This window comes from Pseudomonas sp. SWRI77 (assembly GCF_014269105.1).
Classification (GTDB): domain Bacteria; phylum Pseudomonadota; class Gammaproteobacteria; order Pseudomonadales; family Pseudomonadaceae; genus Aquipseudomonas; species Aquipseudomonas capeferrum.
Genome location: NZ_JABWRV010000021.1, coordinates 86,352 through 99,412, shown reverse-complemented (window position 1 = coordinate 99,412; position 13,061 = coordinate 86,352). Strand labels below are relative to the sequence as shown.

Sequence of the window (13,061 nt, the reverse complement as noted above, 5' to 3'; positions counted from 1 at the left end):
GTCAAGGTCTGCCTTGGGCTGATATCAGAGGCGATAGGTTTCGGGCAGGCGGTCGCGGAACGGGTGCACCTCGAACACGCCAGGGTCACGTATCAGCGATTTGTTGCGGGCCTTGGCCAGGTCGATTTCGACGCTGTACACACCGTCTTCCAGCCCTGCGCGTACCAAGGTCTTGCCGGAGGGTTCGATGATGTGGCTGGTGCCGATGAACTGCATGCCTTCATCCATGTCGTTGCGGTTGGGCGCGACGAAATAGACCATGTTCTCGGCCGCGCGCACGGTGCTGAAAATATCCGGCAGCATGCGCGCCTGCTCAGGCCAGGCGGCAGGCAGCACGACAATATCGGCGCCTTCGAGCGCCAGCGTGCGGACCACCTCGGGGAAACGGATTTCATAGCAGATGGCCAGGCCGATACGGCCGATCTCGGTGTCGAACACCGGCGGCGCCCACTCGCTCGGGCGGTCGGTGAAACGGTCGCCGATCATGAACGGCAGATGGCGTTTGCGGTGCAGGCCGATGATGCCCTGTGCGCCGATCAGCGCGGCGGTGTTGTACACCGAGGCTTCATGCCGTTCGTAGAAACCGACCACGATCAGGATGCCGCTCTGCGCCGATACCTGCAGCAGCGGTGCCAAGGCATCGAGGGTAATGGCGCCGCGTTCGAGGTCTTCGCGGCTGTCGAAAGCGCCACCGGTAATCAGGCATTCGGCAAAGGCGATCAGGCGCGAGCCTTCAGCCGCCGTCTGACGTGCCAGTTCGGCAACCTTTTCCAGGGTGAGGGCCGGGTTGCCGGCCACGGGATGAATCTGGGCAACGGAGATTTTCATGCGGGTCCTTGTGGCAATTGAAGGGCGCCGCCACGGGCGGCGCGGGTAATGTCACTGCGCCTGGTAGCCCATGGCCTGGTAGACCTTGCTGACCAGTTCGGGGTTGATCTGGGCGGCGTACTTGTCGACCACGGGGCGGATCCTGGCCTGGATCCGCGCGACCTCTTCGGCTGGCATGTCGTTGACCTGCATGCCGTCGCTGCGCAGTTCGGCGATGGCCTTGCTGTCGGCCTCGCGGGAGATCCTGCGCTGCTCCAGGCGCACTTCCTGGGCCACCTCGGTCAGCAGTTGCTGCTCATCGCGGTTGAGGGTGTCCCAGAAGGTCTTGCTGATCAGCACAATCTGCGGGTTGTAGTTATGCCGGGTCAGGCTCAGGTACTTCTGGACCTCGTTGAAGCGCGAGGCCAGGATCAGCGCCGCCGGGTTTTCCTGGCCATCCACGGTGCCGGTCTCCAGTGCCGTGTGCACCTCGGTGAAAGGCAGAGGGGTGGGGTTGGCACCCAGCGCAGCCCACACGTCGAGGAACAGCGGCGATTGCTGCGCGCGGATCTTCAGGCCGGCAATGTCTTCAAGGCTTTGCACCGGGCGCGCATTGTTGGTCAGGTTGCGTACGCCCAGCTCCCAGAACGCCAGGCCGACCAGGTTTTTTTCGGGCAACTGGTCGGTGAGCATCTTGCCCACTTCGCCATCGAGCATGGCATCGACCTTGGCGGTGTCGGTGTACAGGAACGGGAAGTCGAGGATGCCGAAGTCGGTGACGTGGTTGATCATCAGCCCGGCGTTCCAGGTCATCATTTCAACCACGCCGCCTTGCAGCGACGACAGCACTTGCACGTCGCCACCCAGGACGCCATTGGGGAAGGTGCGTACCTTGATCTTGCCATCGCTGCGCTCTTGCACTTTCTTGGCGAACAGCTCCATGCCGATGGCCGGTGGTGTGCCCTTGGGGCTGGTGGCGGCGAACTTGATCACGCGCGGATTGTAATCGGCGGCCATGCTCAGGCTGCTGGAGAGCAACAGGGCGGCGATGACGGCGAGCTTCTTCATGGTGTGTGCCTTTTATTATTGTAGGGGGATCAGTGGCCGAACCACTGAGCGGGGACGGTGACCAGTTCGGGGAAGATGACCAGCAGGAACAGCACGATGATTTCGGCGATCAGGAACGGGAACGTGCCCTTGAGCAGCGCCTCGTAGCGCATCCTGCCGATGCCGCATACGACGTTCAGCACCGTGCCCACGGGTGGGGTGATCAGGCCGATCGAGCAATTGATCATGAACAGCACGCCGAAATAGATCGGGTCGATGTTGGCGGCGGTCACTACCGGCACCAGGATGGGCGCAAGCAGCAGTATCGTCGGCGTCAAGTCCATGACCATGGAGATCACCAGGATCAACAGCATCAGCACCACGATCAGCAGGCGTGGGTTGTCCATCACTGGCTGGATCAGGTCGATGATCTGCCCCGGGATGTCGGCAATGGTGATCATCCAGGCGGGTATCGAGGCAGCGGCGACCAGGAACATCACGGCGGCGGTGGTCTTGCCGGCGCGCAGCAGCAGGTCATTGAGCGACTTGAGGCTGAGTTCGCGGTAGATCAACGACGACACCAGCAGGGCATAGACGCTGGCAACCGCACCGGCCTCGGTGGGGGTGACCACGCCAAAGCGCAGGCCTACCACGATGATGACCGGCAGCATCAATGCCCAGAAGCTGTCGACCAAGGCCTTGAGGCGCTCCTTGGCACTGGCCTTTGGGCTCAGCTCGACCTCGGTATTGCGCCGCGACATCAGCCACCAGGCCACGATCAGGGCGGTGGCGATCATCAGCCCCGGGGCGATGCCGGCAAGGAACAGCTTGGTGATCGACAGGCCGGAAGCCACCCCCAGCACGACGAAGCCGATACTGGGCGGGATGATCGAGCCGAGCACCGAGACCGAGGCGATCAAGCCGCCGGAGCGGTCGCGGTTGTAGCCGGCGATGACCATCATCGGCAGCAGCAGCGCGGTCAGCGAGGCCGCGTCCGCCAGTGCCGAACCGGACAGGCTGGACAGCAGCACGCCAGCGATGATGGTGACGTAGCCGAGCCCGCCGCGCAGGTGGCCGACCAAGGTGATGGCCAGGTTGATGATGCGCTTGGACAAGCCACCGCTGTTCATGACCTCGCCAGCGATGATGAACAGCGGAATGGCCAGCAGGGGGAAGCTGCCTGCAGAGTTGATGATGTTCTGCGCGATGATCTGGCCATCGAACAGGCCCAGCAGCCACATCAAGGCAACGCCGCAGAGGATCAGAGCGTAGGCGATGGGGGCGCCGATCAGGATGGCGGCCATCAGTACGCCGACGAAGACAGACAGGGCCATTATTCAACTGCTCCGTGTTCGGCTGCCGAGGGTTCGGCCGGGGTGTGGGCGGGCAGGGTGCCCGTGAGGTTTCTGACCAGCTGGGTAAAGATCAGCAGCCCGCTGAGTATGCAAAAGACCAGGCCTGCACCATGGAACAAGGCCATGGAAATGCCTGTGGAGGGGGCGCCTACATGCAGGTTGATCACGGTCTGTTTCCAGCTGCCGTCAAGGAACAGCCAGGTCACGTAGAGCATCAGCACTTGAGTGAGCGCCAGCAGGCACCTGGCCACGCCGGGGGAGACCCGTCGGGTAACGATGTCGACGCCGATGTGGCCATGTTCGTGAAGCATCAGTTGGGCGTCGGCGAACACCAGCCAGACGAAGGCCAGGCGGGAAATCTCCTCGCTGAAGAACAGGCCCGAGTTGAAGCCGTAGCGCAGCACGACATTGGTGAAAATCAGGCAGGTGATGATGACAAGGCACCCGATCACCAACGTCTTCAGAACCAGGAAGTAACCATCGATCAGTGTTTTCATGGCGCCTCCTGGAGCATCACTGCCCAGGGAGCGCCGAAAGCGCTTGGTGCGAGAACGCGGACAGGAACATCCACCTGTAGGTGTGAGCGGGGCATGGAGTCACCTTTTTATTATTGGACATACGTCGTCGTACGACTGTGTGGATTGTTCAACGAAACGCCCGGTGTCTGCTGCCTCAAGTTTTTTATCAGGGGGATAAGAAATAGCGATCAGTGGGCTGGCGTTGCCGGTGGAATGGACTGCCGTCGCAGCGTCGCGGTAGCAGGGTGTAACGTATGGTCGCGGTCCTTGCCCTGGGTCGGCATGCTAGACTCCGCCCCTTCGAATCTGGAGGTACACGCGTGCGCAAACTGGCTGTGGTAATGGCAGTGCTCGCCCTGGCGGGCTGTGAGAACGAGGTCGAAGGCGTGCACAAGCAGGTGGCCGAGCACCTGCACAACCCCAAGACGGCCAAGTTCGGCAACGTGCGGATCGACACGAATGGCACCCTCTGCGGCCAGGTCCGCGGCAAGGACGATGCCGGGCAGTACGAAGCCTACCGCAGCTATGTGGCGATCAAGCGTGATGGCCAGTATGAGATCATCGTTGACGACAGCGGCAACAACCTGCGCATCCGCGAACTGTGTGGCGGTGCCGACCTGCAGCGCCGCGCCGAGGCGCTGGCCGGTGAGCCGGCCCCTGAAGGCTGGGATGTCGAAGTGGTGCAGGGGGCGAACATGGGCGCATTGAGCGACATGACAGCGCGCCTGATCGAGAAGGGCATCCCGTCTTCTGTCGAATACCGCAACGGCAAGCCTGTCGTGCTGATGGGGCCGTTCCCCACCAAGGAAGAAGCCGAGGCGCGCAAGGCCGAGGTGATGGCCAAGCTGGGGACCGATTCGGTGGTGATCCAGCACGGCGCCCAGCGCTGAGGGTTATCCAGGCTGCAAGGCAGGCCGCAAGGGCTCTATCGCCAGCAGCCGACCTGTCATCTGCGACCAGTGCGGGCTATGCTTGCACTGGGAGAGCTGAACGGGGAGGGGCCTCATGTCTACACTGGAGCGGGCCATTGTCGTGGCAGCCAAGGCACATGAAGGGCAATACGATAAGGGTGGGGCGGCGTACATCCTCCACCCGTTGCGCGTGATGATGCGGGTATCCACGCCCGAGCAGCGGATCGTCGCGGTGCTTCATGATGTGATCGAAGATACCCCGCTGACCCTGTCCGACCTGGCGCGTGAAGGTTTTGCACTGAAAATTCTCGCCGCCTTGCTGGCGCTGAGCCGACGTGACGGCGAGGCCTATCAGGACTTCGTGGTACGGCTGGGCGTCGACCCACTGGCGCGTACCGTCAAATTGGCCGACCTGGCCGACAACAGCGACCTCTCGCGCATCGCCTGCCCAGGCCCTGCCGACCTGGCGCGGCTGGCCCGTTACCGGGAGGCCAGCGCCTACCTGCAGACACTGGCCTGACCCTCAGCCGCAGGCCTTGAGGTTCACCGGCCCGACGAATGCGTTACCACGCCCCATCACGCAGGCCACCTGCTGGTTGCGTTGCAGCTCCCAGGCCTGCGGTGGGTAGGTCTTGTTCCAGGCTTCGAACAACTGGCGGTCCTGCTTCGACAGGCGCAGGTTGTACTGCTTGCTCATGTAGAAGTAGGTGCGCGCGATCATGCCGCGGATCGAGGGGCGCGGCATGACCTTCTTGGCCTTGAAATCGACCTGGGTCAGGCAACTGCCGTACTGACCCCGCTGTTCGGGCAGCCAACCGAAACTGAAGTTGCTGCGGTCGCCGTTGACTTCGCCAATGCTGGGCACCAGGTTGTGCAGGTCGGCCTCGGCGCGTTTGTACACCTCATCCTGTTGCGAGCATTGTTTGCGCCCTCCGGCCTGCCAGCACTGGCGCTGGTGGCCAATGTGCCAGGCCGGCACGATGTGCTCCCATTCAATGCGCGAAGCCCGTTGCGCATTCTTGCGCGGGGCATAACCGCAAGAGGCCAGGTCGACCTTGTTGCCTTTATATTTGCAGCCGCAATAAAACTCCGTCGACTGGGGCGCGTACAGCTTCCAGGCGACTTTCTTGGCCTCCTGGAAGGTGCGCGGGGCATCGGCTTGGGCAAGCGGGGTGGCCAACAGCAGGCAGGTTGCAGCGAAAAGCGTAACTCTCATGCGCGGTCAGTCTTCCTTGGGCACGGTCCAGAAAATCTGCACGCCACCGTCGTCGCGATGGGCGAGGGTGACGTTGTCGTTTTCGGCGATTTCCTCAAGCAGGGTTTCCCAGTCGTCCGGGGATTCCTGCTCCAGGCGGAAGATCAGCGCGGCGCGGTTGCGCTGGGCGGATTGGCTGTTGATGATCTTCTGGATACGGACACCCAGTTGTTCATAGCTGCTCGGCGTTGCTGAGGAGGTGCTGGCCACAGGCATTTCCTTGTTTTTGCTGTATGTGCATACAGTATTTCACTGTAAGTAAATTCGCAACTGCCTGTGAGGCGAAAGAGTGTGTGACTGAGGTGAAGGATTGATACCATTTAGCCCATCACCCCTCCGCCATCATTCGCGCGCGCTGTGCATGGCCACAGCAGCGACGCCTTGGGCGTGGCCCGCAACGGGTCAGGCGCAAGTTTCAGGAAGCTTCACATGTACCCACTCCCTTTGCATCGACCTGCCCACTTGCGCACAGGCCTGGCCCTGTTGCTGACCGGTAGCATGAGCCCCTTGAGCCATGCCGGCAGCGAGGCAACCGATGTGCTGATCACCGACCCTGTGGTGGTCACCGGCGCCTATGCGCCAACCGGTAGTTTCGACTTGCCATTTTCGATCGATACCGTCGACCTTTCACAGGGCAATGACGGCCAGTTGGGCGTCAACCTGTCGGAAGTGCTGACCAAGGTGCCTGGCCTGGTGGTGCAGAACCGGCAGAACTACGCGCAAGACCTGCAGGTGTCTTCGCGGGGTTACGGCGCACGCTCGGCCTTCGGCATTCGTGGCCTGAAGCTGCTCAGCGACGGCATTCCGGCCAGTACCCCGGACGGGCAGGGGCAGGCGGCCTCGCTGAACCTGGATGTGGCCGACCGTATCGAAGTACTGCGTGGCCCGGCCGCGACCCTTTACGGGAGCAACGCCGGCGGCGTCATCCAGATGTTCAGCCGGGACGGGCAGGGGCCTGCCAGGGTCGGGGCCGAAACCACCTTCGGCAGCGACGGTTTCAACAAGAATCACCTGTCGGCCGAGGGCGGTAACGAGACGGCCGGCTTTGTGCTCGATGCCTCGCGCATGGACACCGACGGTTACCGTGACCACAGCGCTGCCCGCCGCGACCAGACCTTCGCCAAGGTGCACGTCAGGCCAGACGCCGATTCACGCCTGGCACTGATCTACAGCAGCCTTGAGCAAAACAACACGCAAGACCCGTTGGGGCAGACCTGGAGCGCTTACCAGCACGACCCGCGCTCCACCGCGACAGTGGCTGAAACCTACAACACCCGCAAAAGCATCGACCACCAGCAGTTGGGCATGAACTACGAGCGCTATTTTGGCGATGCCACGTTGCAGTTCAATCTCTATGCGGGGCAGCGCAGCGTTATTCAGTACCTGTCCATCCCCAAGACGGTGGCCTCCAACAGCCAGCGTGGCGGTGGGGTCGTCGACTTCGACCGTGAGTTCCACGGTGGCACCTTGCGCTGGATACAGCCGGTTACCGCCGCACCCGGCAACCTGACCGTCACGGTGGGCGCGGACTACGACCAGAGCAAGGATGACCGCCGCGGCTACCAGAATTTCAGCGGCGACACGCTAGGCGTCAAAGGCGAGTTACGCCGTGACGAGCAAGACACCGCCACCAGCCTGGACCCATACATCCAGGCGCATTGGGAAATCGGCGACTGGACCACCCAGCTCGGCGTGCGCCACAGCACCATGCAAATGCGCGTCGATGACCACTACCTGGCCAATGGCGACGCCAGCGGCAAGAAGAAATATCAGCAGAACACGCCATCGCTGTCGGTGATGTACGCATTCACTGCCGACTTGCGTGGTTACGTGAGTGTCGGCAAGGGTTTCGAGACCCCGACCCAGGCCGAGATGGCTTACGCGCCCGGCCTGGTCGAAAGCTTCAATTTCGGGCTCAAGCCTGCCACCAGTACCCAGTATGAACTGGGCGTTAAATACCGGCTCGGTGAGTGCACCCGGATCAACGCAGCGGTCTACGAAATCCACACCGATGATGAAATCGTCGTGGACCGCTCCACCGAAGGCCGCACCAGCTATCGAAACGCTGGGCGAACCTTGCGCCGCGGTTTCGAGGCGAGCCTGCACAGTGACCTGAGCGATCAGTGGCAAACCACCGTGGTGTACACCCGCACCGATGCCCGCTATGCCGAAGATTTTGCCCAAGGCATGCAGACCATCGACAGCGGTAACCGGCTGCCTGGGGTACCGCTGAACAACCTGTATGGCGAGCTGGTGTGGAAGCCTGCGACGTTCGTCAGCATGGGGGTGGAAGGGCAATACCGCAGCAAGGTGTATGTGGAGGACAGCAACAACGCCAAGCCGGCGCCTGCCTATGCCGTGTTCAACTGGCGAACACGCTTTGAGCAGCACGTCGGGCCTTGGACGTTTCATCAGCTGATCCGCTTGGATAACCTGCTTGACCGGCAGTACGTGGGGTCGGTGATCGTGGGCGACAGCAACTCGCGTTACTACGAAGCTGCGCCTGGGCGCTCGTGGTATGCCGGGGCAGGGTTGGAGTATCAGTTCCGCTGATGTGATGCGGTGCTATATCCGCTGAGGGTTCAGGCGAAGCGTTCGAACCGATAAGGGCTTGGATCGATCAGCGGTGGCGCTTGCGACACCAGGTCTGCCGCCAGTTGGCCGGCAGCCGGCGAGGTGCCGAAGCCATGGCCGGAAAAGCCGGTGGCCAGGGTCAGGCCGGGCAGGGCCGGCACCGGCCCGATGACCGGGTTGGAGTCGGGGGTGACGTCGATGGTGCCGGCCCAGGCTGCGGCGATCTGTGCTTGCTCGAAGACCGGCCAGGCCGCCTTGAGGTTACGCAGGGCTTCGTCATTGAGTGCGGTGTTGGCCTGCGGGTCCTGAACCCTGACGCGTTCGAAGGGCGTGACTTGCGAGGCCTTCCAGTGCCGGGCCAGGGCCAGGTCCTTGAAGAAATACTTGCCGAAACTGATGCGCAAATAATCACGTTGCGCCCGCAATTGCGGCAGGTAGCGCCTGCCCAGCAGCACATGGTCCCAGGTCAGGAACGCATCGAGCGCGCCGCGTTGGGTGATGATGTAGCCGCCATCCTTGTGTTTGCGAAACGAAAAATCCGGTGCGCCCACGGCGATGTCGGTCGGGCCTTGCAGCGGATGTGTCCGCAGCACGGAACAGGTCAGCGGCAAGGTGGGCAGGTCGATATCGAGGTTGCCGAGAAACTTGCGTGACCACATGCCCCCGGCCAGCAGCACCTGCTCGCAGCGGATCTCGCCTTGTTCGGTGACCACGCCGCTGACCCTGCCGGCGGCGGTGACCAATGTGCGCACGGCGCAGTTTTCCACGATCACTGCGCCTTTGGCGATCGCCGCCCGGGCAATGGCGCTGGCTGCCAGGGTTGGCTCCGCGCGGGCGTCGGAGGCGGTGTAGATGCCCCCGGCCCATTCGGCACGGCCACCGGGCACCCGGTTGGCAATCTCTTTGCTGCTGAGCAGGCGAGAGTCCAGGCCAAGGTGCTCGATGCTCTTCAGCCAGCTCTCGTGCATGCCCATCTGCGTGTCGTTACGGCCAATGAACATGATGCCGGCTTGCCGGTAGCCGACATCGCAGCCAACCCGCTCGGCCATCTTCGCCCACAGCCGGTCGGCGGCCAGGGCCAGCGGAATGTCGTGCGCATGGCGGTTGGTCTTGCGCACCCAGCCAAGGTTGCGCGACGACTGCTCGCCCGCCAGGCGGCCCTTCTCCAGCACCACCACCGGGATGTTGCGCTCGGCCAGGGTCAGGGCTGCGGTCAGGCCGATGATGCCTGCGCCGATGATCACCACGCTGGTGGCCTGAGGGTGGGTGGTACTGGTGTGCACAGGATCGATGACGGGGGACATGGCTTCACTCGGCGGCAGTGTGAACAGAACGTGGCGGGTTCAAGGCGGGCAGGTCACTGGCCCAGCCGGATCAACGAGACCTGCGCGCGGGAGGCACCCCGGTACGCCGTCACTTCCAGCTCGACCTTGTACACGGTCGACCCCAGCGGCGGGCAGGTGACGGTGGTGGCCGGGTCGACGCCCCTGAATTTCTCGCCGATCACGTCCATGACCTTGGGTACATCGTTCGGGTCCTGGATGAACACGCGCGAGCTGATCACATCGCCCAGCCCAGCGTCGACGGCCGCCAGCGCGGCTTCGATGTTGGCGAATACCTGGTGAGTCTGTTCGATCACGTCTTCGGGGATGATCTGGGTCTGCGGGTTGCGGCCGGCAGTGTTGGACACGTAGATCCAGTTGTCTACCGCCACCAGGCGGGAGTAGCTGGCCATGTCTTCGAATTTAGAGCCGGTTTTCAGTTTGGTGATTTGCGTCATGGGGGAGCCTTTTGAGGTGAGGAGGGTCAGCTGAGGACAGGTTTTTCCCAGAGGTTGAGCTTTACGCCGATGCCTTTCTCGACAGCGTTGCGGTACACCACGGTGCCCCAGGCGACGTCTTCCACGGGCATGCCGCCCACCGACATGATGATGATTTCATCGTCGTTCAGACGCCCTGGCGCGTCACCGCTGATGATCTTGCCGATGTCTTCGACCTGCGCGGCGTCGAGCGTGCCTTCGGCGATCATGTCCATGAAGCGCACGCCTACCAGCGGCACATGGTTGTGCGCAGGCTTGGGCAGTTCGTCGAACCACGCTTCGTACAGCCCGGTGTTGTCCACCACCTTGCGCACGTCCGAACGCTCCATGCCTGCATCGATGCTGCAGGGGGCGGGCATCGCCAGAAACGCGCCGGGCTTGACCCATTCGCGGCGTACCAGCGGGTAGGTGCTGGGGTCGCCGACTTCGCCCGAGCTGCAATAGCTGACCAGGTCGGCATCACGCACCACCTCTTCCAGGGTTTGCACGACCTGGATCCGCGTGATCTGCGGGAAGGTGGCCTTGACCCAGGCCACGAACTCATCGAGGTTCTTCTGGCCACGGCCTTTGATCTTGATCGTGTCGATCAGCGGGCACACGGCCATGAACGCGGCGACCGTGGTCTTGCCCATCACACCTGGCCCGGCCAGGCCGATGACCTTGGCGTCCTTGCGGGCCAAGTGGCGCGCGCCAACACCGGGGATGGCGCCGGTGCGGTACGCCGACAGCAGGTTGGCCGACATGTGCGCCAGGGGCGCGCCGGTGTCGGCGTCGTTGAGGGTGAACATCAGGATGGAGCGCGGCAGGCCCTTTTCCCGGTTGGCGATGTTCGAGCCATACCATTTGGCGCCTGCGGTGCGGAAGCTGCCGCCCAGGTAGGCGGGCATGGCCATCATACGACGGTCTGCGGTGGGCTTGGGCATGTGCGGGAAGGGCGACTGTTCGGGGAACGTGATCATCGCGCCGTGGGAATCGTTGTTCGGGCCGGCCATGCGGTAGTCGCCCTGGTAGAGCAGGTTGAACATCGCCTCCATGGTGTCGACACAAGCGGGCATGTCGGTCACGCCGGCGCGGATCATGTCCTGCTCGGACAAGTAGATGAAGTCAATTCGGGTATCGAGGGTCATGGCGGGTCTCGCAGGGCGGCCGTTGTCAGGGACGACGGCGTCATCGGGTTTTGTTGTTGTGGGCTGGCGCTAACACGTGCGGCCAGTTTCGCTAACGGCTGGCAGGGCGTCTTGTGCCTGCGTGCCAGCCGTTTTGACCTGCCGTGCCATCGGCGTATTGGCAAGACGGTGACTGCCATCAGGGCCTAGAAGGGCACCGCGATGGTCAGCTGGCTGTAGACGTTGGTGCCGTTGCCACCCACCTGGTTGCCGCCGTTGCTTTCGCCCTTGCGTGGCTGATACAGGCCGACCAGCGGGCTGATGATCAGGTGCTCGTTGACCGCCCATTCCAGGTACAGGTCGAGCTCCCTGGCATCGAGGTTGAGGCTGTCGCGGGTGCGCACGGTATCGAAGTCGAAATACAGCGCACCGACCGTGAGGTTTTCCAGCGGGGTAGCCTTTACGCCAACATGGTGAATGCCGGTGTTGCTGTTGAACGGGCCGGCGTAGTTGGCGGCGACCTCACCTTGGAACCAGGTGCCATAGCCACTGGACAGGCCACTGAACAGCGAATCCCAGCCTGCCGAATAGCGCGTGTAACGGTAGGTCACCTGGGGTGCCCAGGGCAGGTCGGCGAAGGTGTAGCCGGCCTGCAGGTACCAGGCTTTTTCCGCGCCGCCTTGCTTGTCTTGCCACGCGTATTCGAAGGCGAAGCTGGCGTTGTCGATGCCGGCGCTGCCTTCGCCACGCAGGCTGTAGACATCCATGCCCTCACGCGCCTTCTGGAAGTCGCTGGCCCATTGGTCGGTGACGCCGATGCCGTGCACCCAGGTCAGCCCCAAGGTGCCCAGGGCATGGGTGTAGTCCAGTGTGCCTGCGGCCAGTTCGGTCTCGGCCTGCGCGCGGTTGTCGGACTTGAGCCACAGCAGGCTGCCATGCAGGCCATCCTGCCCGCCCAGGCGCAGCACGGCGGTGCGGTCGAAGGCATGGCGCGCCGCCAGGTAGTAGGCACCGCCGCGGTCCAGGGTGCCATCCGCCACACCGTTGCCCAGGTTGGGCCCGTCGTCGTTGATCAAGAAGCCGCTGCCCAGGCGGACCACCTGGCGCCCTCCGGAGATATCCACGCCATCCTTGCCCAGCCAGGGCAGCAGATCGCCCGAACGCCAACCGAGGTACGCGTCTTCGATCTTGGTGGTGCGTTCGGAGCCATCGGTATTGCCTGCGGCATCGCCATCGCCCCAAGTGGCGGAACTGACCCAGTTCAAGGCGCCATAAAGGCTGCCGTTGCCGGCCAGGCCCTGATCGCCGCTAACGCCATACTTGATGAAGCCCTCGCGCCAGGTCGAGCCACCGGGGGTGCCGTCATAGTTCTTGCGGCTGTTGAACATGCCCCACACCGCGAGCATGTCGGCATTCAAGTGGCTGTCGTCGTCGGCGTAAAGCTCGTAGGCGGGCGCGGCCTGGCTGGCCAGTAAGGTGGCCAGGGCCAGGGCGGACAGCCTTTGCGGTTTGAACATTGCACTTCCCTCGATTGTTCTCGGCACCTTGCAAGGCGGCCTTTGTTTTTCGGGGGCACCCGTGTGGGCACGAGGCGCCGTCGCGGTTGGCTGCGACGGCCTATTAGCGCGTGGATGGCAGGGTGGGGTCTTGTTCGTGGCTGCCAAGGCGT

13 protein-coding genes are annotated in these 13,061 nt (G+C 63.1%); 3 read left to right on the top strand and 10 right to left on the bottom strand.

Annotated features, from left to right (window positions below; genetic code table 11):
* Positions 1 to 24: 24 nt before the first annotated feature.
* The 4 genes from HU766_RS19545 to HU766_RS19530 are packed head-to-tail and all read right to left on the bottom strand — an operon-like array spanning position 25 to position 3,706.
* On the bottom strand, positions 25 to 828 hold the full coding sequence (locus HU766_RS19545; protein ID WP_033696876.1) for a carbon-nitrogen hydrolase family protein: 804 nt from the start codon (positions 826 to 828) through the stop codon (positions 25 to 27).
* Between the two features lie 51 nt (positions 829 to 879).
* Positions 880 to 1,875: a TRAP transporter substrate-binding protein gene (locus tag HU766_RS19540; RefSeq protein ID WP_033696877.1), complete on the bottom strand. Its 996-nt coding sequence runs from the start codon at positions 1,873 to 1,875 to the stop codon at positions 880 to 882.
* 29 nt (positions 1,876 to 1,904) lie between these two features.
* Positions 1,905 to 3,188 carry a TRAP transporter large permease subunit gene (locus tag HU766_RS19535; protein ID WP_186659871.1) on the bottom strand — a complete coding sequence of 428 codons (1,284 nt, stop codon included), beginning with the start codon at positions 3,186 to 3,188 and terminating at the stop codon, positions 1,905 to 1,907.
* Positions 3,188 to 3,706 carry a TRAP transporter small permease gene (locus HU766_RS19530; protein WP_186659867.1) on the bottom strand — a complete coding sequence of 173 codons (519 nt, stop codon included), beginning with the start codon at positions 3,704 to 3,706 and terminating at the stop codon, positions 3,188 to 3,190. Before HU766_RS19530 ends, HU766_RS19535 begins: the two co-directional genes overlap by 1 nt.
* Before the next feature lie 341 nt (positions 3,707 to 4,047).
* Between HU766_RS19530 and HU766_RS19525 the strand changes: the two genes are divergently transcribed.
* Positions 4,048 to 4,617 carry an SPOR domain-containing protein gene (locus tag HU766_RS19525; protein WP_186659864.1) on the top strand — a complete coding sequence of 190 codons (570 nt, stop codon included), beginning with the start codon at positions 4,048 to 4,050 and terminating at the stop codon, positions 4,615 to 4,617.
* Between the two features lie 115 nt (positions 4,618 to 4,732).
* Positions 4,733 to 5,158, top strand: a complete 426-nt coding sequence (locus tag HU766_RS19520) for a GTP pyrophosphokinase (RefSeq protein ID WP_033696882.1) — start codon at positions 4,733 to 4,735, stop codon at positions 5,156 to 5,158.
* A gap of 3 nt (positions 5,159 to 5,161) precedes the next feature.
* Here the strand turns inward: HU766_RS19520 and HU766_RS19515 are convergent, their stop codons facing one another.
* Together HU766_RS19515 and HU766_RS19510 are read right to left on the bottom strand one after the other, a co-directional pair.
* Positions 5,162 to 5,854 carry an endonuclease I family protein gene (locus tag HU766_RS19515; protein WP_186659862.1) on the bottom strand — a complete coding sequence of 231 codons (693 nt, stop codon included), beginning with the start codon at positions 5,852 to 5,854 and terminating at the stop codon, positions 5,162 to 5,164.
* A gap of 6 nt (positions 5,855 to 5,860) precedes the next feature.
* Positions 5,861 to 6,103, bottom strand: coding sequence for a DUF1654 domain-containing protein (locus HU766_RS19510; protein WP_033696884.1), 243 nt, complete (start codon positions 6,101 to 6,103; stop codon positions 5,861 to 5,863).
* Between the two features lie 288 nt (positions 6,104 to 6,391).
* Here HU766_RS19510 and HU766_RS19505 point away from each other — a divergent pair, with 288 nt between their 5' ends.
* A complete protein-coding gene (locus tag HU766_RS19505) occupies positions 6,392 to 8,446 on the top strand; it encodes a TonB-dependent receptor (protein ID WP_186659899.1) in 2,055 nt (684 codons plus the stop codon).
* Between the two features lie 29 nt (positions 8,447 to 8,475).
* Here HU766_RS19505 and HU766_RS19500 read toward each other — a convergent pair whose 3' ends face one another.
* The 4 genes from HU766_RS19500 to HU766_RS19485 form a co-directional block, all read right to left on the bottom strand.
* A complete protein-coding gene (locus HU766_RS19500; RefSeq protein ID WP_186659860.1) occupies positions 8,476 to 9,771 on the bottom strand; it encodes an FAD-binding oxidoreductase in 1,296 nt (431 codons plus the stop codon).
* A 53-nt stretch (positions 9,772 to 9,824) separates the two neighbouring features.
* Positions 9,825 to 10,247 carry a RidA family protein gene (locus HU766_RS19495; protein WP_186659857.1) on the bottom strand — a complete coding sequence of 141 codons (423 nt, stop codon included), beginning with the start codon at positions 10,245 to 10,247 and terminating at the stop codon, positions 9,825 to 9,827.
* A 26-nt stretch (positions 10,248 to 10,273) separates the two neighbouring features.
* Complete coding sequence (locus HU766_RS19490) at positions 10,274 to 11,413, bottom strand: tyramine oxidase subunit B (RefSeq protein WP_033696889.1); 1,140 nt, start codon at positions 11,411 to 11,413, stop codon at positions 10,274 to 10,276.
* A gap of 185 nt (positions 11,414 to 11,598) precedes the next feature.
* Complete coding sequence (locus tag HU766_RS19485) at positions 11,599 to 12,909, bottom strand: alginate export family protein (RefSeq protein ID WP_186659854.1); 1,311 nt, start codon at positions 12,907 to 12,909, stop codon at positions 11,599 to 11,601.
* Positions 12,910 to 13,061: the final 152 nt, after the last annotated feature.

Excerpts from the sequence above, each read along its gene's own strand:
- HU766_RS19485 (WP_186659854.1), bottom strand. The coding sequence starts at position 12,909 with ATGTTCAAACCGCAAAGGCTGTCCGCCCTGGCCCTGGCCACCTTACTG.
- HU766_RS19515 (WP_186659862.1), bottom strand. The coding sequence starts at position 5,854 with ATGAGAGTTACGCTTTTCGCTGCAACCTGCCTGCTGTTGGCCACCCCG.
- HU766_RS19495 (WP_186659857.1), bottom strand. The coding sequence starts at position 10,247 with ATGACGCAAATCACCAAACTGAAAACCGGCTCTAAATTCGAAGACATG.
- HU766_RS19490 (WP_033696889.1), bottom strand. The coding sequence starts at position 11,413 with ATGACCCTCGATACCCGAATTGACTTCATCTACTTGTCCGAGCAGGAC.
- HU766_RS19505 (WP_186659899.1), top strand. The coding sequence starts at position 6,392 with ATGAGCCCCTTGAGCCATGCCGGCAGCGAGGCAACCGATGTGCTGATC.
- HU766_RS19500 (WP_186659860.1), bottom strand. The coding sequence starts at position 9,771 with ATGTCCCCCGTCATCGATCCTGTGCACACCAGTACCACCCACCCTCAG.
- HU766_RS19530 (WP_186659867.1), bottom strand. The coding sequence starts at position 3,706 with ATGAAAACACTGATCGATGGTTACTTCCTGGTTCTGAAGACGTTGGTG.
- HU766_RS19520 (WP_033696882.1), top strand. The coding sequence starts at position 4,733 with ATGTCTACACTGGAGCGGGCCATTGTCGTGGCAGCCAAGGCACATGAA.
- HU766_RS19545 (WP_033696876.1), bottom strand. The coding sequence starts at position 828 with ATGAAAATCTCCGTTGCCCAGATTCATCCCGTGGCCGGCAACCCGGCC.
- HU766_RS19535 (WP_186659871.1), bottom strand. The coding sequence starts at position 3,188 with ATGGCCCTGTCTGTCTTCGTCGGCGTACTGATGGCCGCCATCCTGATC.
- HU766_RS19540 (WP_033696877.1), bottom strand. The coding sequence starts at position 1,875 with ATGAAGAAGCTCGCCGTCATCGCCGCCCTGTTGCTCTCCAGCAGCCTG.